The following is a 25,539-nucleotide window of genomic DNA, read 5'->3' on the forward strand; positions in this document are numbered from 1 at the left end:
AGGTCAGCCGCAATCGTTCGATCGGGAGGTAGCAGCGATGGCCCATCCGGTGCGGTGCCGGGCGGAGGTGGTCGGGTGCGCCGCCGAGGGCGCGTACCAGCGTCTGGTGCTGCGGGCGCCCGAGGCCGCGCCCCGGGTGCGGCCGGGCCATTTCGCCTCACTGGCGGGCGAGCACCCGGTGGTCCGGGACGCCGTCCCGATCGCCCGGGCCGACGCCGCGGCCGGCACCCTGGAGCTGGTGGTCGCCGGCGGCCCCCGCACCGGCACCGTCGACCTGATCGCCCCGCTGGGCACCCCCTTCCCGCTCACCGACGAGCCGGTACGGGCGCTGCTGGTCGGCCACGGCGCCCACAGCGCCCCGCTCCTCGCCCTCGGCGAGCAGCTGAAGGCCCGCGGCGGCCAGCTCGGCTTCCTGCTGGGCGCCCCGACCGCCGCCGCGCTGCACGGCGTGGAGCGGGCCGGGGCGCTGACCCAGGACGTGCTGGTGGTCACCGAGGACGGCTCGGCCGGCCTCACCGGCCTGGTCTTCGAACCGTTGGCGCAGGCCGCCCGGGCCATCGACGCCTCGGTGGTCTTCGCCGCGGGCCCGCCCGACGTGCTGGCGCCGACCGCCGCGGTCGCGGCCGACCTGGGCATCCGGTGCTGGGCGCTGCTCGCCACCGACCTGCCCTGCGGCACCGGCCTCTGCGCCGCCTGCGTCGTCCCGGTGATCGGCGCGGACGGGGTCAGCCGCTTCGCCCGGGCCTGCACCGAGGGCCCGGTCTTCGACGGCACCCGGGTCCGCTGGGCGGACATCGGCACGGTGCCGGCCGACCTGGAGGGGGTGTGATGGAGCCGCAGGACGTCGACCTCCGTGCGCCTTTCGGCCCGCTGGCCCTGCCCAACCCGCTGCTGACGGCGGCGGGCTGCGCGGGGCGCGAACTCGCCAAGTTCGTCCCGCTGGACGCGCTGGGCGCCGTGACCACCCGCACGGTCATGCCGCGGCCCAGGGCCGGCCACCCGACGCCGCGGGCCGCCGCCACGCCCGCCGGCCTGCTCACCGCCCTCGGCCTGCCGGGCCCCGGGATCGAGGCCTTCGCCGAGCGGGAACTGCCCTGGCTCGCCGAGCGCGGCGCCCGGGTGGTGGTGTCGATCGCGGGGGAGCGGATCGAGGAGTTCGCCGCCCTCGCCGGCCGGCTCGGCGGCCTGCCCGGCGTGGTCGGCCTGGAACTGAACATCGGCGGCCCCAGCCACGCCGACCTCGGCCTGGTCTTCGCCGCCAACCCGGCGATCTCCTACGACCTGGTCCGCGCGGTGCGTCGGGCGGCCCCCGCCGAACTGCCGGTCTACGCCAAGCTCGCCCCGGACGTGCTGTCGATCACCGACATCGCCGCCGCCTGCGTCCGGGCCGGCGCGGACGGCCTCTCGATGATCAATACGGTGCCGGGGCTGGAGATCGACCCGGACACCCTGCGCCCGGCGCTCGCCGCGGGCCCGGGCGGGCTCTCCGGGCCCGCCGTCCGGCCGGTGGCGCTGCGCTGCGTGCACCTGGTGCACTCGGCGATGCTCGCCGGCCGCCTGCCCACCGTGCCGATCCTCGGCATGGGCGGCATCACCGGCGGCCTGGACGCGCTGGCCTTCGCGGCGGCCGGTGCGAGCGCCGTCGCGATCGGCTCCGCGCTCCTGCACGACCCCACCGCACCGCTGCGCATCCTGGACGAGCTGCGCACCGCGCTCGCCGCCCGCGGCCTGGCCGCCTTCACCGACGCCGTCGGCCTGGCCCACCGCCGGGACTGACCCGCCGCACCCGTACGACCACAGCTCTGCCCGCCCCGACGACCGGAGGACACCCATGACCACCCTCGCCCCGTTCGGCGCCCGCCTGCGCCAGGCCCTCGACACCCGGGGGCAGCTGTGCGTCGGCATCGACCCGCACGCCTCCCTGCTCTCCGCCTGGGGCCTCGGCGACGACGTCGCCGGCCTGGAGTCCTTCTCGCGCACCGTTGTGGAGGCGCTGGCCGACCGGGTCGCCGTGCTCAAGCCGCAGGCCGCCTTCTTCGAGCGCTTCGGCTCCAAGGGCATCGCGGTGCTGGAGCGCTGCGTCGCCGACGCCCGCGCGGCCGGTGCGCTGGTCGTGATGGACGCCAAGCGCGGCGACATCGGCTCGACCATGGCCGCGTACGCGGAGACCTTCCTCTCCCCGGGCAGCCCGCTGTTCTCCGACGCGCTGACCGTCAGCCCGTACCTCGGCTTCGGTTCGCTGCAGCCCGCCGTGGACCTGGCCCGGGCGAACGGCTGCGGCCTGTTCGCGCTCGCGCTCACCTCGAACCCGGAGGGGGCCGAGGTGCAGCGGGCCGTCGCCGCGGACGGCGAGAGCGTGGCCCAGGGCATCCTGCGCCGGCTCGCGGCGGAGAACGCCGGCGCCGAGCCGCTCGGATCCTTCGGTGCGGTGGTCGGCGCGACCCTCGCCGAGGCGGGCGTGGACCTCGCGATCAACGGCCCGCTGCTGGCCCCCGGCGTGGGTGCGCAGGGTGCCACCGCGGCCGACCTGCCGCGGGTCTTCGGGGCCTCGGTGAAGAACGTCGTGCCCAGCGTCAGCCGCGACGTCCTGAAGCACGGGCCTTCGGTCGACGGTCTGCGCGAGGCGGCGGAACGATTCGTCAAGGATGTGAGCGGCGTCACAAACGGCTGAGAAACCTCCCCCGAGGGAGGTGGATTTGCCCGAAAAGTCCTGTGTCTGCCCCGGCTGACCAGGACTTTTCGTGTTCTTTTCCTGACGTGGCGGCCTAAGTTGGGTAGTGTCCGGCGGTAGGTCACCGGAAAGCGGCGGATTTCCGACGCTGCGCAGGTCAGAGCCTGCTCTCCGGAGGCCGGGCACCACCAGTCATAGCTCATCCCTTCCATCCACACCTGAGGTGAACGGCGTGGCTCTTCCGCCCCTTACCCCCGAACAGCGCGCCGCTGCGCTCGCCAAGGCCGCCGAAGCTCGGCGGAAGCGCGCCGACGTGAAGAACAAGCTCAAGCACTCCGGTGCGTCGCTGCACGACGTGATCAAGGCCGGCAAGGCCGATGACGAGGTCATCGGCAAGATGAAGGTCTCCGCCCTGCTGGAGAGCCTCCCGGGCGTCGGCAAGGTGCGCGCCAAGCAGATCATGGAGCGCCTCGGCATCTCCGAGAGCCGCCGCGTGCGCGGTCTCGGTACCAACCAGATCGCCTCCCTGGAGCGGGAGTTCGGCGGCGCGGCCTCCTGACTCCGGCCCCCTGGTCCCCGGATGGTCCGCGATCCGGGATAATCGGTGCATGAGTGAGCGTCCGCGGCTGACCGTGCTCTCCGGCCCCTCCGGGGTCGGCAAGAGCACGGTCGTCGCTCATATGAGGAAGATGTACCCCGAGGTCTGGCTCTCGGTGTCGGTGACGACCCGCCACCCGAGGCCGGGCGAGCGGGACGGGGTCCAGTACCACTTCGTCGACAACGACCAGTTCGAGAAGCTGATCGCCAACGGCGAGCTGCTGGAGTGGGCCGTCTTCGCCGGCAACCGCTACGGCACCCCCCGGCGGGCGGTCCAGGACCGGCTCGACCGCGGCGAGCCCGTCCTGCTGGAGATCGACCTGCAGGGGGCCCGCCAGGTCCGCGAGTCGATGCCCGAGGCCCAGCTGGTCTTCCTGGCGCCGCCGAGCTGGGAGGAGCTGGTCCGCCGGCTGACCGGGCGGGGCACGGAGCCGCAGCACGTGATCGACCAGCGGCTGGACGCCGCCAAGGTCGAGCTGGCCGCGGAGTCGGAGTTCGACACGACCCTTGTCAACACCTCCGTCGAGCAGGTAGCGGCCGAACTGCTAGCCTTGCTCGGTGTAGCCTGACCGGATCGGCTCGTCGAGCCGGTCGTCAGGCAGTGTGTGATCAACCAATCCACTTTCGGAAGGTTTTCGCGTGTCCTCTTCGATGACCGCGCCCGAGGGCATCATCAACCCGCCGATCGACGAGCTGCTCGAGGCGACCGACTCCAAGTACAGCCTCGTGATCTACGCGGCCAAGCGCGCCCGCCAGATCAACGCGTACTACTCGCAGCTGGGCGAGGGCCTGCTCGAGTACGTCGGCCCGCTGGTCGACACCCACGTGCACGAGAAGCCGCTGTCGATCGCGCTGCGCGAGATCAACGCCGGCATGCTCACCGCCGAGGCGGTCGAGGCTGCCTGAGCCTCCCCTTGCGCAAGGGCCCGCCGGACGCGTTCCGGCGGGCCCTTCGCTGTGCCCGGGGTCATGCTGCACGCGCCGTCTGATGCGCCGTAGGGTGAGGTCGAGCCCACCCGGGCGGCCCCCGAAGGAGACACAGCCACCATGAACGCACCGCGCGTCGTCCTCGGCGTCAGCGGCGGCATCGCCGCGTACAAGGCCTGCGATCTGCTGCGACGGTTCACCGAGTCCGGCCACCAGGTCACCGTGGTGCCGACCGAGGCCGCCCTGCACTTCGTCGGCGAGGCGACCTGGGCCGCGCTCTCCGGCCGTCCGGCCGCCACGGAGACCTGGGAGAGCGTCCACGAGGTGCCGCACGTGCGGATCGGCCAGAACGCCGACCTGGTCGTCGTCGCCCCGGCCACCGCCGACCTGCTCGCCAAGGCCGCCCACGGCCTGGCCGACGACCTCCTCACCAACACCCTGCTCACCGCCCGCTGTCCGGTGGTGCTCGCGCCCGCGATGCACACCGAGATGTGGGAGCACCCGGCCACCCAGGAGAACGTCGCAACCCTGCGCCGCCGCGGCACCGTGGTGCTGGAGCCCGCGGTCGGCCGCCTCACCGGCAAGGACACCGGCAAGGGACGGCTGCCCGACCCGGCCGAGATCTTCGAGGCCTGCCGCCGGGTGCTCTCCCGCGGTGCCGCCGAGCAGGACCTGGCCGGCCGGCACGTGGTGGTCTCCGCGGGCGGCACCCGCGAGCCGCTCGACCCGGTGCGCTTCCTCGGCAACCGCTCCTCCGGCAAGCAGGGCTACGCGCTGGCCGCGACCGCCGCCGCCCGCGGCGCCCGGGTCACCCTGCTCTCCGCCAACGTCGAGCTCCCCGACCCCGCGGGCGTGGACGTGGTGCGGGTCTCCACCGCGCTGCAGCTGCGGGAGGCCGCGCACAAGGCCGTGCCGGACGCGGACGCGGTGGTGATGGCCGCCGCGGTCGCCGACTTCCGGCCCGCCGAGTACGCCGCCGGGAAGATCAAGAAGGTGGACGGGGTCGACCCCGCCCCGGTCGTCCTGGTGCGCAACCCCGACATCCTCGCCGAGCTGTCCGCCGACCGGGCCCGCCCCGGCCAGCTGGTGGTCGGCTTCGCCGCCGAGACCGACGACGTGCTCGCCAACGGCCGCGCCAAGCTCGCCCGCAAGGGCTGCGACCTGTTGGTGGTGAACGAGGTCGGCGACGGCAAGGCGTTCGGCCAGGACACCAACGCCGCCACCATCCTGGCCGCCGACGGCGGCGAGACCCCGGTGCCGCACGGCCCCAAGGAGGCCCTCGCCGACGCCGTCTGGGACGCCGTGGCCGCACGCCTCGGCTGACCGACCGCAACAACGGTCACACGACTGCCATACCGGGGGAGTGCCGGATGTCGGGGGTCGGCCGTTACACTCCAGGAATCAAGTCTTTCCGGATGCCCCTGCTCACGGGGCATTCAGTCAGCAGCCGCTGCAACCCCAGGGAGCGCTGTGTCTCGCCGCCTGTTCACCTCGGAGTCCGTCACCGAGGGACACCCCGACAAGATCGCTGACCAGATCAGCGACACCATCCTGGACGCCCTCCTCAAGGAGGACCCCTCCTCGCGCGTCGCCGTGGAGACCCTGATCACCACCGGCCTGGTGCACATCGCCGGTGAGGTCACCACCAAGGCCTACGTGCCGATCGCGCAGCTCGTCCGGGACAAGATCCTCGAGATCGGCTACGACAGCTCGAAGAAGGGCTTCGACGGCGCCTCCTGCGGCGTGTCGGTCTCCATCGGGGCGCAGTCCCCGGACATCGCCCAGGGTGTCGACACCGCGCACGAGCACCGGGTCGAGGGCGAGGACGACGAGCTCGACAAGCAGGGCGCCGGCGACCAGGGCCTGATGTTCGGCTACGCGTGCGACGACACGCCGGAGCTGATGCCGCTGCCGATCACCCTCGCGCACCGCCTCTCGCGCCGCCTGTCCGAGGTCCGCAAGAACGGGACCATCCCGTACCTGCGCCCCGACGGCAAGACCCAGGTCACCATCGAGTACGACGGCGACAAGGCCGTCCGCCTCGACACCGTCGTCGTCTCCTCGCAGCACGCGAGCGACATCGACCTGGAGTCGCTGCTCACCCCGGACATCCGCGAGTTCGTCGTGGAGCCGGAGCTGAAGGCGCTCGCCGACGAGGGCATCAAGCTGGTCACCGAGGACTACCGCCTGCTGGTCAACCCGACCGGCCGCTTCGAGATCGGCGGCCCGATGGGCGACGCCGGCCTCACCGGCCGCAAGATCATCATCGACACCTACGGCGGCTACGCCCGCCACGGCGGCGGCGCCTTCTCCGGCAAGGACCCGTCCAAGGTCGACCGCTCCGCCGCGTACGCGATGCGCTGGGTGGCGAAGAACATCGTCGCCGCGGGCCTCGCCCGCCGCGCCGAGGTGCAGGTCGCGTACGCGATCGGCAAGGCCGAGCCGGTCGGCCTGTTCGTCGAGACCTTCGGCACCGAGACCGTCCCGGTCCTGGCGATCCAGAAGGCCGTCACCGACGTGTTCGACCTCCGCCCGGCCGCGATCATCCGCGACCTGGACCTGCTCCGGCCGATCTACGCCCAGACCGCCGCGTACGGCCACTTCGGCCGTGAGCTGCCGGACTTCACCTGGGAGCGCACCGACCGCGTCGAGCAGCTGAAGAAGGCCGTCAGCGCCTGACCCAGCCGTCGCACCGGAGGCGGCAGCCACCCACTCGGGGGCTGCCGCCTCCGGCGTTCCCGCACCCGGCTTCCCGCACCCGGCCGGACGGCGGCCTCCGCGGCCGGTCCGCGCGGCGGGCGGACCTGTCGGCGCGGTCGGCTATGTTGGCGGCGGACGGGTAGTGCGGAGGGTGGATGAGCGGCCAAGACGGCGCCGGCGAGCAGCTGGCGTTCATCCGGGAGACGGTGCGCAAGGCCAGGCCGCGGGCCGCCCGGGGCGTCGAGCTGGCCGCCGAGCTCCCGGTGGCGCGGGTGCTGGTGGACAAGGGCGTGCTCAGCCTCGACCAGTACTTCGACTACGCGGTGCCCGCAGCGATGGCCGAGGACGCCTTGCCCGGGGTGCGGGTCCGCGTGCGGTTCGGCGGACGGGTCGCCGCCTCCGGCCGCCGCGAGGGCGGCGCCCTGCACGACGGCTTCGTCGTGGAACGCCGCGCCACCTCCGACTACGCCGGCCCGCTGGCGCCGCTGGCCAGGGTGCTCTCCCCGGAGCGGGTGCTCACCCCGGCCCTGCTGCGGCTGTGCCGCGCCGTCGCCGACCGCTACGCCGGCAGCCTCGCCGACGTCCTCCAACTCGCGGTGCCGCCGCGGCACGCCGGTGCCGAGGCCGAGCCCTCCCCGCGCCCGCTGCCGCCGCCCGCCGCACCGGAGCCGGGCAGCTGGACCGACTACCCGCAGGGCCCGTCCTTCCTCGACTCACTGGCCGCCGGCCACGCCCCGCGCGCCGTGTGGACGGCACTGCCGGGCCCCGGCTGGCCCGCCGAGATCGCCCGGGCCGTGGCCGCCGCCCTGGCCTCCGGCCGCGGCGCACTGGTCGTCCTGCCGGACGGCCGGGCCGTCGCCCGGGTCGACGAGGCACTGACCGACCTGCTCGGTGCGGGCCGGCACACGGTGCTGGCCGCGGAGGCCGGCCCGCAGGAGCGGTACCGGAGCTGGCTGGCGGTGAGCCGCGGCTCCGTGCGCGCCGTGGTCGGCACCCGGGCGGCCGTGTTCGCGCCGGTGCGCGACCTCGGGCTGATCGCCGTCTGGTCCGACGGCGACAGCAGCCACAGCGACCCGAACGCCCCGTACCTGCACGTCCGGGAGGTGGCGCTGCTGCGGGCAGCGGAGGAGGGCACCGGCGTGCTGCTCGGCGGGCTCTCCACGACGGTCGAGGCGGCCCGGCTGCTGCAGACCGGCTGGGCGCGGCCGCTGGCCGCCGAGCGCGAGACCGTCCGTGCGCTGGCCCCGCGGGTGCGCACGGTGACCGACCAGGACCAGGCCAGGGACGCCGCGGCACAGGCCGCCCGGCTGCCCACGGTGGCCTGGGAGGTGGCGCGCGAGGCGCTGGCCCGCGGCCCGGTGCTGATCCAGGTGCCGCGGCGCGGATACGTACCGAGCCTGGCCTGCGGGCGCTGCCGGACACCGGCCCGCTGCCGGCCCTGCGGCGGCCCGCTGCAGTCGGCCGGGGCCGAGGTGCCGCTCACCTGCGCCTGGTGCGGCACGGACGAGCCGGACTGGCACTGCGCCGAGTGCGGCTCGTTCCGGCTGCGCGCCCAGGTGGTCGGCGCCCGGCGGACGGCCGAGGAACTCGGCAAGGCCTTCCCCCGGGTGCCGGTACGGGCCTCCGGACGGGAGTCGGTGCTGGCCGCCGTCCCGGGCACACCCGCACTGGTGATCTCCACCCCGGGGGCCGAACCGGTCGCCGAGGGCGGGTACGCGGCCGCCCTGCTGCTGGACGGCTGGGCGCTGCTCACCCGCCCCGACCTGCGGGCCGGCGAGGAGGCGCTGCGCCGCTGGCTGACCGCCGCCGCCCTTGTGCGGCCCGCCGCCGAGGGCGGCACGGTCGTCGTGGTCGCCGAGCCGACCGCCCGCCCCGTGCAGGCCCTGGTCCGCTGGGACCCGGCCGGCCATGCCGCCACCGAGCTGGAGGAACGGGAGCTGCTGCACTTCCCGCCGGTCTCCCGGATGGCCTCGGTCACCGGGTCGCCCCGGGCGGTGGCGGACCTGCTCGGCCTGCTCAGGCTGCCCGAGGGCGCCGACGTCCTGGGCCCGGTGCCGGTGCCCGGGGGCAGGGCGGAGGAGGTCGAGCGGGCGCTGCTGCGGGTCCCGCCGGGGCAGGGCGCTGCGCTGGCCTCGGCCCTGAAGGCGGCGCAGATCGCCCGGCTGGCGCTGCGCGGCGCCGATCCGGTGCGGATCCGCGTCGACCCGCCCGACATCGGTTGATCCAAAACGGTGATCGAGCCGCGACCGGCGGGTTGTCGGCGCAAACCCGCTGATCACCAGGGTTGCTCCGTGTCGAGAAGAAACAGTGACCAGGGCCCGGAGCGGCCGTCCGGCGACCCGTTCGACGTGGTGCTCGACGAGGACTTCGTCCGGGCCGCGACCGTCAAGGAGAGTCCGGTACCGGGCCCTCCGGTGCCGGACCGGTTCAAGCGGCGTGGCCGCGCAACGTCGCCTTCGCCGCGGCGGCCGCGGCACTGACCTTCGCGGCGTTCACGTTCCTCGGGCAGCCGGCCGACGAGGACGCCCCGGTGGCCCCGCCGACCGCTTCCGCCCCGCCGACGGCCCCCGCGTCGCCGACCGTTTCCGCCCCGCCGAGCACCGGCGTCGCGGCCGCGCCGCTCTCCGACCGCCCGATGGTGCCGCCGGCCGAGGCCTTCCCCGCCCAGGTGAAGGGAGCGGGCGGCGCGGTGTTCACCAAGGTGGGCGCCGTCGTGCTGAAGAGCTGCACCGAGCCGGACTCGGTCGGGCCGCTGCTGGCGACCATGATCGAGGAGAGCAGGGGCTGCGTCGGTGAGCAGGTCGCGCTCTACAAGGACGCGCAGAACAACCAGTTCAACCTGGCGGTCTTCACCATGAAGGACCCGGCCGACACCGTGAAGCTGGTCACCAGGCTGACGATGGCCTTCGACTCCTACCAGGTGGGCGCGCAGGCGCCGCCGCCCGGCTCCGGCCTGCCCACCCTGCCCCCGGACAGCGGCATGGTGCAGTCGTTCACCGGACAGGGACGGGCGATGGTCGTCGGGCTCGGACAGTGGTCCGACGGCCGGGTCGCCGAGTACCAGAAGCCGGTCGACCGGCTCGAGCCGCTGCTCGAGGGCGTCTCGGAGAAGGTCGCGGCCTACGAGGAGGCAGGGCGCTGACACCCGCCCCGCGCCCGCGGTCTGCAGGCGCCCACGGACGGGACGGCAGACCGCGGCCGCCGGGTCAGCGGGCGATGCGGGCGCCGTGCGGGACGCCCAGCCCGCCCTGCCGGGCCTGCGGCACCGTCCCGGAGAGGTCGCCGGCCGCGGAGGCCTCGGCCCGCTCGTGGACCGGCTCGGCGGACTGCTCCTCGCGCGGCGCGGAGGACGCCGGCACCGAGACCGCCGCCAGCAGCTCGTTGGCGGGCCGGCGCATCCCGTACCGGCGGTGCACCGCCTGCTTGGTCACCCCGAGCGCGGAGCCCACCGAGTCCCAGGAGAAGCCGAGCGCCCGGTCGAACTCGACCGCCGCCGCCACCAGCGTCTCCACGCTCTCCCGCAGCTCCTGCGCCAGCCGGACGGTCGGCGCGGGAGCCCGCCCGTACACGACGAAACCCGCCGAGGTGCTGGGCCGGCGCGGCCGGTAGACGTTCCCCAGCTGGGCGGTCAGGGTGCGCAGGGCGTCCACCTGGCGCCGGACCCGCTCGATGTCCCGCACCAGCAGGTGCAGGCTCGCCCGCGCCCTTGCATCGTGGTTGATCTGCTCGGCCATGGCCTCGGCGCCACCTCTCCGTACCGTCGGCTGCGACCGTGACGCCACTGCGTCCCGGTCAATTCCACTTGACCAACGCCCGACCCCTGGCCCGGGTAACGCGCCCGTCCGAGAAGGTCGATGGGAATTCCGCGACCACCGCCCACCCGCCCCGACCTCGCCGAACCCGGCCCCGGCGGGCCGTGCCCATTGCATAGACTCTCCGGGTACGTTCTCCGCCGCCGACGCCCCGAGGAGCCTCCGCAGCCATGGCGATCCAGCCGATCAGGATCTTCGGCGACCCGGTGCTCCGCGCCACGGCCAAGCCGGTGACCACCTTCGACAAGGAGCTGCGGCGCCTGGTCAAGGACCTCACCGACACCATGCTCGACGCCCCCGGCGCCGGTCTCGCCGCGCCCCAACTCGGCATATCGCTGCGGGTGTTCACCTACAACGTGGACGGCGAGGTCGGCCACCTGATCAACCCCGACCTGTCGCTCACCGATGAGGAGCAGGACGGCCCCGAGGGCTGCCTCTCGCTGCCGGGCCTGCGCTTCGAGACCAAGCGGGCCTACGGCGTCGTCGCCAGGGGCTTCAACATGCACGGCGACCCGGTGACGATCGAGGGCACCCAGCTGCTCGCCCGCTGCATCCAGCACGAGACCGACCACCTCGACGGCATCATCTTCGTCGACCGCCTCGACCGCGAGGCGCGCAAGGCCGCGCTCAAGGCCATCCGCGAGGCCGACTGGGGCGAGGGGCCGGCGCCGACCGTCCGGCTGTCCCCGCACTCCACCTTCGGCTCCGCCCGCTGACCCTCCTCCGCCGCCCCGCCGGGCCCGAGGAACCGCTCCGAGAAAGGCACCCATGCGCCTCGTCTTCGCCGGCACCCCCGAGGTCGCCGTCCCCGCCCTGGACGCCCTGCTGGCCTCCGACCGGCACGAGGTGGTCGCCGTGGTGACCCGCCCCGACGCGGTCTCCGGCCGCGGCCGCCGCACGGTCGCCAGCCCGGTCGCCCAGCGCGCCGAGGAGGCCGGCATCGAGGTGCTCAAGCCCGCGAAGCCGAGCGACCCGGACTTCCTCGCCCGCCTCGCCGAACTCGCCCCCGACTGCTGCCCGGTGGTCGCCTACGGTGCCCTGCTGCGCCCCGCCGCCCTGGAGATCCCCCGGCACGGCTGGGTCAACCTGCACTTCTCGCTGCTGCCCGCCTGGCGCGGCGCCGCCCCGGTGCAGCACGCGGTGATGGCCGGCGACGAGGTCACCGGCGCCTCCACCTTCCTCATCGAGGAGGGCCTGGACTCCGGCCCGGTGTACGGCGTCGTCACCGAGGAGATCCGCCCCGCCGACACCAGCGGCGACCTGCTGACCCGCCTCTCGCACTCCGGCGCCCGCCTGCTCGCCGCCACCATGGACGGCATCGAGGACGGCAACCTGCACGCCGTCCCGCAGCCCGCCGACGGCGTCACCGTCGCCCCCAAGATCAACGTCGAGGACGCCCGGATCGACTGGCACCACCCCGCCCTGCGGGTCGACCGCCTCGTCCGCGGCTGCGCCCCCGCCCCCGGCGCCTGGACGGTCTTCCGCGGCGAGCGGCTCAAGCTCGCCGGCCCGGTCACCCTGGTCACCGGCTCCTCCGAGCTGGCCCCCGGCGAGCTCGCCGTGACCAAGCGCAGCGTCCGCGTCGGCACCGGCAGCCACGAGATCGAACTCGGCGACGTCCAGCCGCAGGGCAAGAAGCAGATGCGGGCGGCAGACTGGGCCCGAGGGGTCCGCATCGAGTCCGGCGAGCGGCTCGGCGACTGACCCTGCCGCAAACCCGCCGCCCCTGCGGCAACAACCCGAACCACCCTTCCTCCGCAGCACATTCGAGGCACCTGTGACCACGCCCAGCGCCAAGCGCGCACCCCGCCCGCACCGCCGCCCCAAGAAGGACCCGGCCCGGATCGTCGCCTTCCGCGCCCTGCGCGCCGTCGACGAGCGCGACGCCTACGCCAACCTCGTCCTGCCCTCGCTGCTCCGCGAGGCCGAGCAGAAGGGCATGGACCGCCGCGACGCGGCCCTCGCCACCGAACTGGTCTACGGCACGCTGCGCCTCCAGGGCACCTACGACGCGATCATCGCCGCCTGCATCGACCGCCCGCTGCGCGAGGTCGACCCGCCCGTCCTGGACGTGCTCTCGCTCGGCGCCCACCAGCTGCTCGCCACCCGCATCCCGACCCACGCCGCGGTCTCCGCCACCGTCGAACTCGCCCGCGCGGTGCTCGGCGACGGACGGGCCAAGTTCGTCAACGCGGTGCTCCGCCGGATCAGCGCCCAGGACCTCGACGCCTGGATCGAGCAGGTCGCCCCGCCGTACGACGAGGACGCCGAGGACCACCTCGCCGTCGTCCACTCCCACCCCCGCTGGGTGGTCTCCTCGCTCTGGGACGCCCTCGGCCGCTGGCAGCCCGACGCCTCCGGCCGCACCGCCATCGAGGAACTCCTGCGCGCCGACAACGACCGCCCCGAGGTCACCCTCGTCGCCCGGCCCGGCCGCGCCACCGTCGCCGAACTCCGCGAGGCCCTGCCCGAGGCCGGGGACGGCCGCTGGTCCCCGTACGCGCTGCGGCTCGCCGAGGGCGGCGACCCGGCCGGGCTGGCCGCCGTCCGCGAGAACCGGGCCGGCGTCCAGGACGAGGGCAGCCAGCTCGTCGCCCTCGCCCTCGCCGCCGCCCCGCTGGACGGCCCGGACCGCCTCTGGCTGGACGGCTGCGCCGGCCCCGGCGGCAAGGCCGCCCTGCTCGGCGCACTCGCCGCCGAACGCGGCGCCGCCCTCGTCGCCTCCGAGAAGCAGCCGCACCGCGCCCGCCTGGTCGCCCGCGCCCTCGCCGGCAACCCCGGCCCGTACACCGTGATCGCCGCCGACGGCACCCGGCCCGCCTGGGCGCCCGGCACCTTCGACCGCGTCCTGGTCGACGTGCCCTGCTCCGGCCTCGGCGCACTGCGCCGCCGCCCGGAGGCCCGCTGGCGCCGCCGCCCCGACGACATCGCCGGCTTCGGCCCGCTCCAGCGCGACCTGCTGCGCGGGGCGATCCGCGCCACCCGCATCGGCGGCGTGGTCGGCTACGCCACCTGCTCGCCGCACCTGGCCGAGACCCGCGCGGTCGTCGACGACGTGCTGCGCGGCGAGAGCGGCCTGGAGTGGATCGACGCCCGCCCGCTGCTGCCCGGCGTCCCCGCCCTCGGCGACGGCCCGGACGTCCAGCTCTGGCCCCACCTGCACGGCACCGACGCGATGTACCTCGCACTGCTGCGCCGGACGGCCTGACGCCCGCGTTCCCGGCGGCGGCGCCCCGCTGACGGCCGGTCGGGCCGGGTGCGGCGCCGCCGACGGGATTGATCCACGGCGCGAACGAAATCCTGGACAGCGGTGGCCGGGTGGCAGAGGGTGGGGCCCATGGAGTTCACCCACCTCGGCCGCACCGGCCTCACCGTCTCCCGGCTCTGCCTCGGCACCATGAACTTCGGTCCGCACACCGAGGAGGACGACGCCCACCGGATCATGGACACCGCCCACGAACTGGGCATCAACTTCTTCGACACCGCCAACGTCTACGGCTGGGGCGAGAACAAGGGCCGCACCGAGGAGATCATCGGCAACTGGTTCGCCCGGGGCGGCGGCCGCCGCGAGAAGACCGTCATCGCCACCAAGCTGTACGGCGACATGGGGGAGTGGCCCAACGAGGGCAGGCTCTCCGCACTCCACGTCCGCCGCGCGGTCGACGCCAGCCTCAGGCGCCTGCAGACCGACCACATCGACCTCTACCAGATGCACCACATCGACCGGGCGACTCCCTGGGAGGAGATCTGGCAGGCGATGGAGGTGCTCACCGCCCAGGGCAAGATCGTCTATGTGGGGTCGAGCAACTTCGCCGGCTGGCACATCGCGCAGGCCCAGGAGACCGCCAGGGCCCGCAACTTCCTCGGCCTGACCAGCGAGCAGTCGCTCTACAACCTGCTGGAGCGCAGCGTCGAGCTCGAGGTGCTGCCCGCCGCCCGGCACTACGGTCTCGGCCTCATCCCCTGGTCGCCGCTGCACGGCGGCCTGCTCGGCGGCGTCCTGCGCAAGGAGCGCGAGGGCGTGCGGCGCGCCTCCGGCCGGGCCGCCGAGACCCTGGAGAAGCACCGCGAGCAGATCCAGGCGTACGAGGACCTCGCCGCCGAACTCGGCCACGAGCCCGGCGACATCGCCCTGGCCTGGCTGCTCTCCCGCGAGGGCGTCACCGCCCCGATCGTCGGCCCGCGCACCCTGGACCAGCTGCACGCGGCCGACCGCGCGCTGGAGCTGACGCTGGACCAGAAGACCCTGGAGCGCCTGGACGAGATCTTCCCGGGCCACCGCACCGCCCCCGAGGACTACGCCTGGTAGCACAGGTGGCCTGCCCGGGCGCGGCCGCGCCCGGGCAGGTACTGGATGATTGATGCCGAGGGGTTCGGTGGTCGTACGCCGTCAGCGGGCGTACGACGGGCCGGCCGGTGCGGTCGTTGTGCCGGATCGCGGCGGTCGGTGCGAGGATCCGCCGGAGGACGCGAACCATGACGCCGCCGGGTGTGCGGCCCCGGTGTCGCTCGAGCTTCGACGCCGGTCGGCGCGAACGCGATGGGCGGGCCGTGCAGGGCGGCGCGTTCGTGCTTGCGACGGCGCTCGGGGTCGTGCCGGCGAGCAGACCACCGGTGGCGGTGACAGCGGCCGGACGGGCCGTGGAGCGCAGCACGGTGCGTCGGTCGACAGCCATCGCGGACAGCCTGTGCGGGGAGGGGACGACGGCGCGATGCGGCAGGCCGGACGGCGGACACATCCCCTCGGACACGGGCTGCCGGAACGTGCAGGGTGCCATTGCATTATTCCGAACCATCCCGTTCACATAGCGGAGGCGCCGCACCCTTGACCGGCGAAGGCGGCGATTGGGAGAGTCGTGGCGAATGAACGCCGCACACGCATTCCATCGGAATTCGACAACAATCGGCTTCGTTCCGGCGGGAGTTCGGTTCGAACTCACCGGTCCCGGCCGACTGCCGGGCGGCGGTGCGATCCGACGGACCGCAGCCATGGCCGACGCGGGGCGTCCGCAGGCGTTCACACCGGCAGGACACCCGCCCCGACGCGAGCTGTCCGCCGTCCACGCACTCCTACTCCGACAAAATGGGGGGTACCTCTATGGCTCGTGTGGCCGACATATCCGGTATGTCCAGATCCAGTGCCAGAATCGCCCTGGTGGCCGTCACCGCGGGATCGCTGATCCTCACCGGCGGCACCGCCGCGACGGCGGCCGCGGGCGCGCAGACCGGCCCGAGCGTCCAGGCCGCGGGCACGGACCCCGCAGGGATCACCTTTGCCGATGCCGCGGGGTCCACCGGTCCCGCGCAGCCGATTCCCGGGGCCATCGGCGGCGGCACCCTCAACGTGCTCCAGCAGGACACCTTCGGCCACCTGGACCCCGCCCAGATCCGGGTCAACAACCAGGCGCAGCTGGCCACGCTGATCCACCGCGGCTTGACCACCTACCGACTCGACAACGCGGGCGCCTACACGCTCGTCGGCGATCTCGCCACCGACAGCGGCCGGATGACCGACGGTGGAAAGACCTGGACGTACACGCTCAAGGACGGCATCAGGTGGGAGGACGGCACGCCGATCACCTCGGCCGACATCCGCCAGTCCGTCGAGCGCCTCTTCGCGCCGTTCGTCACCAACGGCCCGACCTACCTCCAGCACTGGCTGGCGGACACCAGCGGCGCGGACTACCGCAACCTGCTGCCCGAGGGCCCGTACACGGGCAGCCACCTGCCGGACTCCGTGCTCGCCACTCCGGACGCGAAGACGATCGTCTTCCACTTCAAGAAGGCGCAGCCCGACCTTCCCTACGCACTGGCGCTCGCCGGCTACGGTGCGGTTCCCAGGGCCAAGGACACCAAGGAGGCGTACGACCTGGCACCGGTGGCCTCCGGCCCCTACCGGATCCAGGAGTTCAAGCCGGGCACCTCGATGACCCTGGTCCGCAACACCCAGTGGGACGCGGCCACGGACTCGGCACGCCACCAGTACCCGGACACGTTCCAGATCTCCTTCGGCGTCTCCAGTGTGGACTCCACCCACCGCATGATGAACGACACCGGTGACGACCGGACCGCGACCTCGTTCACGAACTCGGTGGACCGGGACAGCATCGCCGCGATCATGGCCGACCCGGGTATGGCGCAACGGACCCTCGCGGGCTACCAGCCGTACGTCGCCCAGATCAACTTCAACACCCGGCGGATCACCGACCGGCGACTGAGGCTCGCCCTCGCCTACGCCATCCCGACCAAGGCCGTCTACGACGCCCAAGGCGGCGCGTACGGCGCCGAACTGGCCGGCAGCTTCATCAGCCCCACCCTGCCCGGCTACCGGAAGAGCGACCCGCTCGGAAAGGTCGCGCACCCTGAGGGCGAGCCGGCGAAGGCCCGCCGGATCCTCGCGAGCGAGCACAAGCTCGGCATGAAGGTCCGTTACGCCTTCGTGGACAGCCCCGCCGCCCAGCAGTACTCGGCGGCCATCGAGACCGCGCTGGAGAAGGCCGGCTTCGACGTGGAGCGCGTCGCGATCCCGGGCCGCAACTACTACGACACCATCGGGAAGACCGACAACACCTTCGACATGTACGGCTCGGCGTGGGGCGCGGACTGGCCCAGCGGTCTGACCGTGCTCCCGCCGGTCTTCGACGGCCGGACGGTCGCCAACGGCTCCTCCAACTACTCGATGCTCGACGATCCCCGGGTCAACCGGCGGATCGACTGCATCAAGACCATGACCGACCCGCAGAAGGCCGCGTCGGCGTGGATGGCCCTGAGCGACTCGATCGCCAGGAACGACGTCCCGGCCGTTCCGACGGTCTACTACAAGCAGCTGCAGATGTCCGGCTCGCACGTCGGTGGCGCGACGTACCACAAGTTCTTCGCCAACATCGACGCGACGCGGCTGTACGTGAAGCCGTAGCGCCACCGCACCCGGGGCGCGGGTGAATGGCCGGGGTTCTTCGGAACCCCGGCCATTCGCCGTGCGACCACCGGCAGCCGTTCACGGGAGGTCCCGCGACGGTATGGGTGGGAGCATCAGTAGTTCGGCACCTTGCACAGCAGTTCGCGGCGGTCCACGATCTCCGGGACGTAGACCCGGTCGTTCCACTCGGCCGGGTCGACCGGCTCGAGCGCGATCGACACCGCGTCGTCGGTGCAGCGGAGGTTCTCCTTCAACGCCTCGGTGATCGCGGCGACCAGTCGGGCCCTCTGTTCCTCGCTGATCGGAGTGGGGAAGTGCTTGATGTTGACGTGGGGCATGGCTGTTCCTCTTTTCTCGGGACGGGGTGAGGGACGTTCGGTGACGGTCAGTGGGCAGCCGGCGTGTCACGGCGGTCGGCGCCGGGCCGGCCGGTTCCGAGACGGGCGGCGATGACGCCGGCCAGCTCCTCCACACCGGGCTCGCGGAGCATGCCGTAGTGGTCGGCCGTGAGGTTGACGACCTGCGGCCCGACGGCCGAGTAACCGCTGCTGCTCTCGATGAACGAGTAGTCGTCGCCGTCGGCTTTGAGGATGGTCACCGGGGCGTGGATCCTCCTCGTCCGCAGCTCGGCGAAGTTGTAGGTGAACTCGTAGGTCTGCCGGACGATGGTGGTGATCCTCGCGACCAGCTCCCGGTCCAGGCCGTCGAAGTGCTCGACGATGTACGAGACGAAGCTCTCCTCGTCCCCGGTCGCGCGCAGGCACTCGTCCAGGGCAGGGCCGGTGACGGTGCCGGCGAACACCGAGAAGAGGATGGTCAGGTATCCAGGGTCGGTGTAGCACGCCCGGCCGCCGCCGGTCGTGCGGAGCTTCGGCTGCCCGGGAGCGATCAGCAGCAGTTGATCCACCTGCTCGCCGGCCTGCTCCAGCAGGTGGGCCGTCTCGAATGCCACCCGTGCGCCGAAGGAGTAGCCCCACAGCGTGTACGGGCCCTCGGGCTGGAGGTCCCTGATCACCCGCACGTCCTCCGCGGCCATCTCCGCGATGGTGGCACACGGGTGCTCGCCCGCGTTGACGCCGCGGGCCTGGATGCCGAAGAACGGGCGTTCCGGGCCCAGACGCAGGGCCAGCGGCCGCAGGTTCATCGGGTAACCGCCGAGACCGGGCCAGCAGTAGACCGGCCGGCCCGAGCGCGCGGCGCCCAGCGGCACCAGCCGGGAGGTGGAGGCACCGCGCTGCCCGTCCACCCGGCGGGCCAGCTCCTCGATGGTCGGGGACTCGAACAGGACCTGCAACGGGAGGGAGCAGCCGAACTGACGGTTGATCTGGTTCACCAGCCCGACCGCGATCAGCGAGTTGCCGCCGCGCTCGAAGAAGTCGTCCCGCACCGAGGCCGCCTGCTGACCCATCCGGGACTGCCACAGCTCACGGATGATCCGCTCGGTGGTCGTCCGCGGCGCGACGAACGGCCGGTCCGCGGGCGCGAAGTCGGTCTCGGGGGACGCCTCCAACGCTCTGACATCGATCTTTCCGTTGGAGGTGAGCGGCAGCCGGTCCATGACGACCAAGCGGTTGGGCACCATGTAGTCCGGCAGCCGGTCGACCAGGTCGGCCCTGATCATCTCCGCCGGGCCCTGCATGTGGACACTGTCCTCGCGCATGCCCTCGTGGGCGAGCTGCTCCTCGCTGACCCGCCCGCCGACGAAGAAGTACGAGGGGCCGGTGGGGTGACCGCCGTCGCTCAGCACGTCCGCCATCCGCTTGGCGGCGGGCAGGTCGTTGCCGGTCCTGGAGCTGTAGCCGGCCGCCATGAACCCGAAGGCGGAGTCGTTCATCTGAAGCTGCTGCAGCTTGCGCCCCAGGTCCAGATAGGACCGCCAGCCCACGGGAGCCGGGCTCACCACCGTGATGCCGAGCGCGGCGCGCTCGTACACCTGCTGGTTGATGGCGATGACGTGTCGCTTGAGCACCAGCTCGTCGGAGATCCGCTGCAGCATGCCGTCGGCGTAGCGGTACTGACCGGCGGCCAGGCCGCGGATCCGTCCGGGGTGGACCTGCACGTACACGTCCACCGGGACGTCCGGCCGGTCGGCACGGAACGGGACGAGCTCGAAGGCTCCGAGGTAGTGGTCCTCGGCGGCGCAGTGCAGGTGCCGCTTCTCGGCGGGTGCGTACGGGGCGGGAGCGAGGTCCAGCCCGTGGGCGGGGAGCACCTCCTCCAGCAGGCCGACCATGTGGCCGGCCTCGATCTCCAGGACCTCCTGGACGTTGTTGCGGTAGACCGGCTCGATCGCCCGCCTCCGGCCCACGAAGTGGAAGCGGAGACCGGCCCGGCCCGGAACCTGCTTCGCCTCGATCAGGACGAGCCGGTGGTGCACCGGGTGGTAGTACCAGTAGCCGGGAGCCAGGCCGCGGATCCCGTGGCCGACCTCCAGGTACAGCTGCGTGGCGTACAACGAACCGGGTGAGGCGTATCCGTACTTGGGAAGCAGCCGGTCGTCGCTCGGGTACTGGCCGAAGTAGCGGAGGATCTCGCCGAGTTCGGTGAGGTCGAGGGCGCTCGGCAGTCGGGCGCCGGTGCCCCGCACCCGTCTGCCGAGCAGTGCGAGAAGGTCCGACGGGCGGATTTCACCGCCCTCGTAGAACCGGTAGGTCTTGCGGGCGAACACCCGGCGTCGCTGCTCGGGAGTGGGTGTCCGGCCCGGCAGCTCGACGAAGGGGCGGGTGGCCAGGTCCGCGGCGTCGCGGCAGCCGCCGTCGGCCAGTTGTGCCCGTACCTGGAACCTGCTGGCCTTGGAGACATGGTGTGGGTCGTGGTTGCCCTGGTCCATCAACACCGCCTCGCGCGGGCTGAGTTCGATGCAGGCGACGAGGTTCTGGTAGCCGGTCGCGGGGTCGTCCTTGACCAGGACGGCGGCGTTCCTGACCCAGTCGTGCGCCTCGATGGCCAGCCGGATCTCGTCCAGCTCGACCCGGTACCCGCGCAGCTTCACCTGCCGGTCCGCGCGGCCGGCGAACCGGAACCGGGAGTCGTCCGTCTCGTGGACCAGATCGCCCGTGCGGTACAGGGTGGCGTGGGCCGGGTGGTCGGAGAAGGGATTGGGCACGAAGCGTTCGGCCGTGAGGTCCGGGCGGTGCAGGTAACCGCGCGCGACCTGGACACCGCTGATGTACAGCTCGCCGATCGAGCCGGGGGCCACCGGTGCCATCCGCTCGTCCAGGACGTGGAACACCGTGCCGTCCACGGGAGCGCCGATCGGGATGCCCGGCGGCCCGTCTGCGACGGTGGCCGGGTCCACGGTGAAGGCAGAGGCGTTGATGGTGCACTCGGTGGGCCCGTAGAGGTTGATCAGTTCGCACTTCTCCAGGGTCTCGACGAAGCGCTGCGCGAGACGGCGAGGCAGTGCCTCGCCGCCGCAGAACACCTGGGTCAGCGAGGCGCACTCGGGCAGCCGGTCGGTGTCCAGCAGCGCCTGCAGAAGGGTGGGCACGCACTGCACCGTGGTCACGCCGTGCCGGACGACCGTGTCGACCAGGCCCTCCGGGTCCCGGTACGCCCCGGGCGCGCTCAGCACGATCCGGCTGCCGACGCAGGGCGCCAGGATCTCCCACTGAGCGGCGTCGAAGCTGATCGGTGTCTTCTGCAGGACGGTGTCGGCCGGACCCAGGCCGTACGCCCGGCCGAGCCAGAGCATCTGATGGACGATGCTGCGGTGCTCGACCATCACGCCCTTGGGCCTGCCGGTGCTGCCCGAGGTGTAGATGACGTAGGCCAGGTCGCCCGGGGCCGGAGAGGCGGTCAGGCGGTCCGACGGGTCCCCGGCGGGACGTGGACCGACGGTCACGTCCGCCGGGGTGATGATCCGGGTGCCGGGCGGTGCGAGCTCGGCGAGCCGGGCCCGGAGCGACTCATCGGTGAGGAGGACCTTGGCACGGGAATCCTCGGCCATCGCGCGGATGCGCTCGTCGGGGTAGTCCGGTGACAGCGGGAGGTAGGCGCCGCCGGCGAAGAGGACGCCCCAGACGCCCACCGGCAGGGCCGTGGACGGTTCGAGGAAGACGCCAACGCAGTCGTCGCGTCCCACGCCGAGACCTCGCAGACAGGAGGCGAGGTCCGCGGCCCGGTCCAGGAGTCCGCGGAAGGACAGGAGCTCGTCCCCGTACTCCACCGCGATGTCGTCGGGACGAATCCCGGCCTGCGCCGTGAGCAGGTCGGTCAGGGACGTCACTTCATCAATTCCGTGCCTCGCAGAATCCGGACCGCCGGCGGCCAGGAGTTCCATAGCACCCCCCCATTCGAATGGATCCTCATCCGTCAGACAGACCGAAACTATGAGTTCACGCCGACGTTTTTGGCAAGTGACCAGGGAGGAGGCGTCGTAAAGCGGCTCGGCGGTTGCGGCTCCCGACCGAATTGACATGACCGATTCATGCTGGTGGCGCTCCGGTCGACCCGCAAAACAGCTCGAAGAGCAGGTGATGTGTCAGCATTTGCCCGATTTGGCACCATGGCATTTCGCGCACTGCGCTGTTCCGAACCATCTCGGGCATGGCAACCGCGAGGGCCGGACGGCAGAGTACAGGGCATGAGTGGGGCACCGATCGACGCCGTTTTCCGGCGCTTTCGGAAAAGCGACGGGCAGGGGAGGAAAGCCCATGCCGGAAAAACCGGCTGCAGATGGTCTCGAGGTGCTTCGGGCGAGGCTCGACAGCATTGACGAACGTTTTCTTGAGGAGCTGCGGGCGCGCATCGAGACCTGTGTGGAAATCGCGCACTTCAAGCGTGAGCACGATGTCCAGATGATGCAGCCTCACCGGATCAGGATTGTTCAGGACCGTGCCGCCCGGTTCGGCGAGGAGCACGGCATCAGCCAGGACTTCCTGCGCGCGCTCTACGACCTGATCATCGAGGAGACCTGCCGGGTGGAGGACATGGTCATCGGGAGCGCGCCGTGAGAACGCTGCTGATCGACAACTACGACTCCTTCACGTACAACCTCTACCAGCTGCTCGGCGAGACCAACGGCCGCCCGCCGGTGGTGGTGAAGAACGGCTCCGACTGGTCGGAGCTGCGCTTCGACGACTTCGACGCGATCGTGATCTCGCCCGGGCCCGGCCGGCCCGACCGGGAGAGGGACTTCGGCATCAGCCGGCGAGCGATTCTGGAGAGCGGTCTCCCGGTGCTCGGCGTGTGCCTCGGTCACCAGGGCATCTGCCACCTCTTCGGCGGCGAGGTCGTCCACGCGCCGGAGCCGATGCACGGCCGGATCTGGCCGGTGCACCACACCGGCGCCGACATCTTCGCGGGCCTGCCGAGCCCGTACGACGTGGTGCGGTACCACTCGCTGGCGGCGGGCCGACTGCCCGAGGAGCTGGAGGAGATCGCCTGGACCGAGGACGGCGTGGTCATGGGCGTGCGCCACCGTACCCGGCCGATCTGGGGTGTCCAGTTCCACCCGGAGTCCATCAGCAGCGAGTACGGCCGGGAGCTGCTCGCCAACTTCCGTGACCTGGCGATGGCGTACCACGCCGAGCGGCGGGCCGAGCGGCAGCGGGAACGGCGCTACACCGTGCACGTGCGTCGGCTGGCCGTCGAGCCGGACGGCGAGAGCGCGTACCGCAGCCTGTTCGCCGGCCGTAGCCACGCGTTCTGGCTGGACAGCAGCAGCGTCATCGACGGCCTGTCCCGTTTCAGCTTCCTGGGCGACGGCTCCGGCCCGCTGGCGGAGTACGTGACGTACCTGGTTCAGGACGGCACCGTCCGGATCGCCAGGCCCGGCAGCCCCGGCAACGATGACGAGCTCGTCCAGCAGAGCTTCTTCGACTACCTCGAGGAGCAGCTCCGGGTGCGCGCCGTCCCCCAGCCGGAGGGCCTGCCGTTCGCGTTCAACCTCGGCTACGTCGGCTACCTCGGCTACGAGTTGAAGGCCGACGCGGGTGCCCATGCCGCGCACAAGGCGGAGACGCCCGACGCCGCGCTGCTGTTCGCCGACCGGATGCTCGCGATCGACCACACCGAGGGCGCCGCCTACCTCCTGGCGCTGTCCGAGGGTGACGACCGGTCGGCGGCCGTCGAGTGGCTCGACCGGACCGAGGCCGCCGTGCTGGCGCTGCCCCGGGCCGGCGGTGAGTCGAACGGTGCGGAGGTGCGCTTCGCCGGGATCGGCATGACCGACCCCGAGGCCGAGCCGATCGTCGAGCAGCGGCACGACAAGGAGGCGTACCTCGCCCGGATCGCCGAGAGCCTGGAGGAGATCCGCAACGGCGAGACCTACGAGGTGTGCCTGACCAACACCGTCACCCTGCGCGCGACCGTCGACCCGCTGCGCACCTATGCCCACCTCCGGAAGATCTCGCCGGTGCCGTACGGCGCCCTGCTGGACTTCCCCGGGGTGGCGGTGCTGAGTGCCTCGCCGGAGCGGTTCATGACCATCGGCACCGACCGGGTGGCCGAGTCCAAGCCGATCAAGGGCACCCGACCGCGCGGCGCGACCCCTGCCGAGGACGCGGCGCTGCGGCAGGACCTGCTCTCCCAGGAGAAGGACCGCGCCGAGAACCTGATGATCGTGGACCTGATCCGCAACGACCTCAACGTGGTCTGCGAGGTCGGCTCGGTGCACGTGCCCAAGCTGTTCGACGTCGAGACGTACGCGCCCGTGCACCAGTTGGTCTCCACCATCCGCGGCACCCTGCGGGCCGAGGAGTCGGCGGTCTCCTGTGTGCGTGCGGCCTTCCCCGGCGGTTCGATGACCGGAGCGCCCAAGCTCCGGACGATGGAGATCATCGACCGGCTGGAGGAGGGGGCGCGCGGCGTGTACTCCGGGTCCATCGGGTGGTTCTCGCTGAGCGGTGCGGCGGACCTGAACATCGTGATCCGCACCCTGGTGGCGACCGAGGACCGCGTCAGTTTCGGTGTCGGCGGCGCGATCATCGCCCTTTCGGACCCCGATGAGGAGTACACGGAGACGGCCGTGAAGTCGAGGGCCGTGATCTCCGCCGTCCTCGCCACCGCCCTGGAACCCGCGGGAGGCAGTCGGTGATCCGCCGCTGCGTGGTGATCGGTGGTGCCGGCGCGGTGGGCCGGCTGTTCGTCGAGCGGCTGCTGGCGGGCGGCGTCCGGGTCGCGGTGGTCGACACCGCCGAGCAGGGCCCGGAGCTGCCCGGGGTCCACTACGTGCGCGGCGACGCCACGGACATCGGATTCCGCCTGGCGGCCGACCTCGGCCACGCCGACCTCGTGGTGCTCGCGGTGCCCGACGCGGTCGCGCTCGCCGCCGTCCCGGGGCTCGCCGAGGTGCTGCGCCCGGACGCCCTGCTGGTGGACACGCTTTCGGTCAAGCAGCCGATCACCGCGGCCGTACGGGCCCACGCTCCCTCGGTGCAGGCGGTCGGCCTCAACCCGATGTTCGCCCCGGCGCTCGGCTTCGAGGGCCGACCGGTGGCGGCCGTCGTGGTCAACGACGGGCCGCGGGTCGGCGACCTGCTGGCACTGGTCGAGAGCTGGGGCGCCCGGGTGGTGCGGCTCGACGCGGCTGAGCACGACCGGCTGGCCGGCGCCACCCAGGCGCTCACCCACGCCGCAGTGCTCGGCTTCGGGCTGGCCCTCGCCCGACTCGGTGCCGACATCGGGGAGATCCGTGAGATCGCCCCGCCGCCGCACAACGCACTGCTCGCGCTGCTCGCCCGGATCGCCGGCGGCACCCCGGAGGTCTACTGGGACGTCCAGGCCGCCAACCCCGAGGCAGCGGCGGTGCGCAAGGAACTGGCCGACGGCGTCCGCCGGGTGGCCGACTGCGTGGAACGCGGCTCCGAGGCCGAGTTCGCCGCCGTGCTGGCGGAGATCCGCGGGCACCTCGGCGAGCACGCCCCGCACTACCGCGACCGCTGTGCACAGATGTTCACATCCCTCTGACA

Annotated in this window: 21 protein-coding genes and 1 pseudogene; 18 read left to right on the top strand and 4 right to left on the bottom strand. The window is 72.7% G+C overall.

Annotated elements, in window-relative coordinates; translation table 11 throughout:
* Nucleotides 1-37: 37 nt before the first annotated feature.
* The 10 genes from AB0M03_RS18305 (at nt 38) to AB0M03_RS18350 (ending at nt 10,037) form a co-directional block, all read left to right on the top strand.
* A complete protein-coding gene (locus tag AB0M03_RS18305; RefSeq protein WP_363492580.1) occupies nt 38-829 on the top strand; it encodes a dihydroorotate dehydrogenase electron transfer subunit in 792 nt (263 codons plus the stop codon).
* On the top strand, nt 829-1,776 hold the full coding sequence (locus AB0M03_RS18310) for a dihydroorotate dehydrogenase (RefSeq protein WP_363492581.1): 948 nt from the start codon (nt 829-831) through the stop codon (nt 1,774-1,776). The genes AB0M03_RS18305 and AB0M03_RS18310 overlap by 1 nt, the downstream gene beginning before the upstream one ends.
* A 55-nt stretch (nt 1,777-1,831) precedes the next feature.
* Entirely contained in the window at nt 1,832-2,671 is an 840-nt protein-coding gene (gene pyrF / locus AB0M03_RS18315; RefSeq protein ID WP_363492582.1) for an orotidine-5'-phosphate decarboxylase, read from the top strand.
* 232 nt (nt 2,672-2,903) lie between these two features.
* Nucleotides 2,904-3,230 (top strand): integration host factor, actinobacterial type, encoded by a 327-nt coding sequence (gene mihF, locus AB0M03_RS18320; protein ID WP_363492583.1) that lies wholly within the window; start codon nt 2,904-2,906, stop codon nt 3,228-3,230.
* 49 nt (nt 3,231-3,279) lie between these two features.
* Nucleotides 3,280-3,837 carry a guanylate kinase gene (gene gmk / locus AB0M03_RS18325; protein WP_363492584.1) on the top strand — a complete coding sequence of 186 codons (558 nt, stop codon included), beginning with the start codon at nt 3,280-3,282 and terminating at the stop codon, nt 3,835-3,837.
* A gap of 70 nt (nt 3,838-3,907) precedes the next feature.
* A complete protein-coding gene (rpoZ, locus tag AB0M03_RS18330; RefSeq protein WP_030056185.1) occupies nt 3,908-4,174 on the top strand; it encodes a DNA-directed RNA polymerase subunit omega in 267 nt (88 codons plus the stop codon).
* Nucleotides 4,175-4,315: 141 nt separating this feature from the next.
* A complete protein-coding gene (coaBC, locus tag AB0M03_RS18335; protein WP_363492585.1) occupies nt 4,316-5,518 on the top strand; it encodes a bifunctional phosphopantothenoylcysteine decarboxylase/phosphopantothenate--cysteine ligase CoaBC in 1,203 nt (400 codons plus the stop codon).
* 147 nt (nt 5,519-5,665) lie between these two features.
* Nucleotides 5,666-6,874, top strand: coding sequence for a methionine adenosyltransferase (gene metK / locus AB0M03_RS18340; RefSeq protein ID WP_363492586.1), 1,209 nt, complete (start codon nt 5,666-5,668; stop codon nt 6,872-6,874).
* Nucleotides 6,875-7,050: 176 nt separating this feature from the next.
* Nucleotides 7,051-9,117: a primosomal protein N' gene (locus AB0M03_RS18345; protein ID WP_363492587.1), complete on the top strand. Its 2,067-nt coding sequence runs from the start codon at nt 7,051-7,053 to the stop codon at nt 9,115-9,117.
* Between the two features lie 308 nt (nt 9,118-9,425).
* Nucleotides 9,426-10,037: a hypothetical protein gene (locus AB0M03_RS18350; RefSeq protein WP_363492588.1), complete on the top strand. Its 612-nt coding sequence runs from the start codon at nt 9,426-9,428 to the stop codon at nt 10,035-10,037.
* A 64-nt stretch (nt 10,038-10,101) separates the two neighbouring features.
* Here the strand turns inward: AB0M03_RS18350 and AB0M03_RS18355 are convergent, their stop codons facing one another.
* Entirely contained in the window at nt 10,102-10,629 is a 528-nt protein-coding gene (locus tag AB0M03_RS18355) for a hypothetical protein (protein WP_363492589.1), read from the bottom strand.
* 248 nt (nt 10,630-10,877) lie between these two features.
* Between AB0M03_RS18355 and def the strand changes: the two genes are divergently transcribed.
* From def to AB0M03_RS18375, 4 genes are all read left to right on the top strand, one after another.
* The gene (def, locus tag AB0M03_RS18360; RefSeq protein ID WP_363492590.1) at nt 10,878-11,423 is read left to right on the top strand and encodes a peptide deformylase; all 546 of its coding nucleotides are present in this window, start codon (nt 10,878-10,880) and stop codon (nt 11,421-11,423) included.
* Between the two features lie 52 nt (nt 11,424-11,475).
* On the top strand, nt 11,476-12,411 hold the full coding sequence (gene fmt, locus AB0M03_RS18365; RefSeq protein ID WP_363492591.1) for a methionyl-tRNA formyltransferase: 936 nt from the start codon (nt 11,476-11,478) through the stop codon (nt 12,409-12,411).
* 73 nt (nt 12,412-12,484) lie between these two features.
* Complete coding sequence (locus tag AB0M03_RS18370; RefSeq protein WP_363492592.1) at nt 12,485-13,915, top strand: transcription antitermination factor NusB; 1,431 nt, start codon at nt 12,485-12,487, stop codon at nt 13,913-13,915.
* A gap of 129 nt (nt 13,916-14,044) precedes the next feature.
* Nucleotides 14,045-15,016: an aldo/keto reductase gene (locus AB0M03_RS18375; protein ID WP_363492593.1), complete on the top strand. Its 972-nt coding sequence runs from the start codon at nt 14,045-14,047 to the stop codon at nt 15,014-15,016.
* Between the two features lie 67 nt (nt 15,017-15,083).
* Here AB0M03_RS18375 and AB0M03_RS18380 read toward each other — a convergent pair.
* Nucleotides 15,084-15,221 (bottom strand): annotated as a pseudogene (locus AB0M03_RS18380) (IS982 family transposase); the annotation flags it as partial.
* 611 nt (nt 15,222-15,832) lie between these two features.
* On the opposite strand from AB0M03_RS18380, the gene AB0M03_RS18385 reads away from it, so the two are divergent.
* A complete protein-coding gene (locus tag AB0M03_RS18385) occupies nt 15,833-17,623 on the top strand; it encodes an ABC transporter substrate-binding protein (protein WP_363492594.1) in 1,791 nt (596 codons plus the stop codon).
* 116 nt (nt 17,624-17,739) lie between these two features.
* Here AB0M03_RS18385 and AB0M03_RS18390 read toward each other — a convergent pair whose 3' ends face one another.
* Together AB0M03_RS18390 and AB0M03_RS18395 are read right to left on the bottom strand one after the other, a co-directional pair.
* Nucleotides 17,740-17,964: a tautomerase family protein gene (locus tag AB0M03_RS18390; RefSeq protein WP_363492595.1), complete on the bottom strand. Its 225-nt coding sequence runs from the start codon at nt 17,962-17,964 to the stop codon at nt 17,740-17,742.
* A 47-nt stretch (nt 17,965-18,011) separates the two neighbouring features.
* The gene (locus AB0M03_RS18395; RefSeq protein ID WP_363492596.1) at nt 18,012-21,854 is read right to left on the bottom strand and encodes an amino acid adenylation domain-containing protein; all 3,843 of its coding nucleotides are present in this window, start codon (nt 21,852-21,854) and stop codon (nt 18,012-18,014) included.
* A gap of 427 nt (nt 21,855-22,281) precedes the next feature.
* On the opposite strand from AB0M03_RS18395, the gene AB0M03_RS18400 reads away from it, so the two are divergent.
* Genes AB0M03_RS18400 through AB0M03_RS18410 form a run of 3 tightly spaced genes read left to right on the top strand, consistent with a single transcriptional unit; the run spans nt 22,282 to nt 25,537 of the window.
* Entirely contained in the window at nt 22,282-22,581 is a 300-nt protein-coding gene (locus AB0M03_RS18400; protein WP_363492597.1) for a chorismate mutase family protein, read from the top strand.
* Complete coding sequence (gene pabB, locus AB0M03_RS18405; protein WP_363492598.1) at nt 22,578-24,665, top strand: aminodeoxychorismate synthase component I; 2,088 nt, start codon at nt 22,578-22,580, stop codon at nt 24,663-24,665. The genes AB0M03_RS18400 and pabB overlap by 4 nt, the downstream gene beginning before the upstream one ends.
* A complete protein-coding gene (locus AB0M03_RS18410) occupies nt 24,662-25,537 on the top strand; it encodes a prephenate dehydrogenase (protein WP_363492599.1) in 876 nt (291 codons plus the stop codon). The genes pabB and AB0M03_RS18410 overlap by 4 nt, the downstream gene beginning before the upstream one ends.
* Nucleotides 25,538-25,539: the final 2 nt, after the last annotated feature.

The organism is Kitasatospora sp. NPDC051914 (genome assembly GCF_040680995.1).
In the GTDB taxonomy this organism is placed as follows: domain Bacteria; phylum Actinomycetota; class Actinomycetes; order Streptomycetales; family Streptomycetaceae; genus Kitasatospora.

Excerpts from the sequence above, each read along its gene's own strand:
- AB0M03_RS18310 (WP_363492581.1), top strand. The coding sequence starts at position 829 with ATGGAGCCGCAGGACGTCGACCTCCGTGCGCCTTTCGGCCCGCTGGCC.
- def (WP_363492590.1), top strand. The coding sequence starts at position 10,878 with ATGGCGATCCAGCCGATCAGGATCTTCGGCGACCCGGTGCTCCGCGCC.
- AB0M03_RS18375 (WP_363492593.1), top strand. The coding sequence starts at position 14,045 with ATGGAGTTCACCCACCTCGGCCGCACCGGCCTCACCGTCTCCCGGCTC.
- coaBC (WP_363492585.1), top strand. The coding sequence starts at position 4,316 with ATGAACGCACCGCGCGTCGTCCTCGGCGTCAGCGGCGGCATCGCCGCG.
- AB0M03_RS18305 (WP_363492580.1), top strand. The coding sequence starts at position 38 with ATGGCCCATCCGGTGCGGTGCCGGGCGGAGGTGGTCGGGTGCGCCGCC.
- AB0M03_RS18355 (WP_363492589.1), bottom strand. The coding sequence starts at position 10,629 with ATGGCCGAGCAGATCAACCACGATGCAAGGGCGCGGGCGAGCCTGCAC.
- AB0M03_RS18400 (WP_363492597.1), top strand. The coding sequence starts at position 22,282 with ATGCCGGAAAAACCGGCTGCAGATGGTCTCGAGGTGCTTCGGGCGAGG.
- AB0M03_RS18390 (WP_363492595.1), bottom strand. The coding sequence starts at position 17,964 with ATGCCCCACGTCAACATCAAGCACTTCCCCACTCCGATCAGCGAGGAA.
- gmk (WP_363492584.1), top strand. The coding sequence starts at position 3,280 with ATGAGTGAGCGTCCGCGGCTGACCGTGCTCTCCGGCCCCTCCGGGGTC.
- AB0M03_RS18345 (WP_363492587.1), top strand. The coding sequence starts at position 7,051 with ATGAGCGGCCAAGACGGCGCCGGCGAGCAGCTGGCGTTCATCCGGGAG.
- AB0M03_RS18385 (WP_363492594.1), top strand. The coding sequence starts at position 15,833 with ATGTCCAGATCCAGTGCCAGAATCGCCCTGGTGGCCGTCACCGCGGGA.
- pyrF (WP_363492582.1), top strand. The coding sequence starts at position 1,832 with ATGACCACCCTCGCCCCGTTCGGCGCCCGCCTGCGCCAGGCCCTCGAC.
- fmt (WP_363492591.1), top strand. The coding sequence starts at position 11,476 with ATGCGCCTCGTCTTCGCCGGCACCCCCGAGGTCGCCGTCCCCGCCCTG.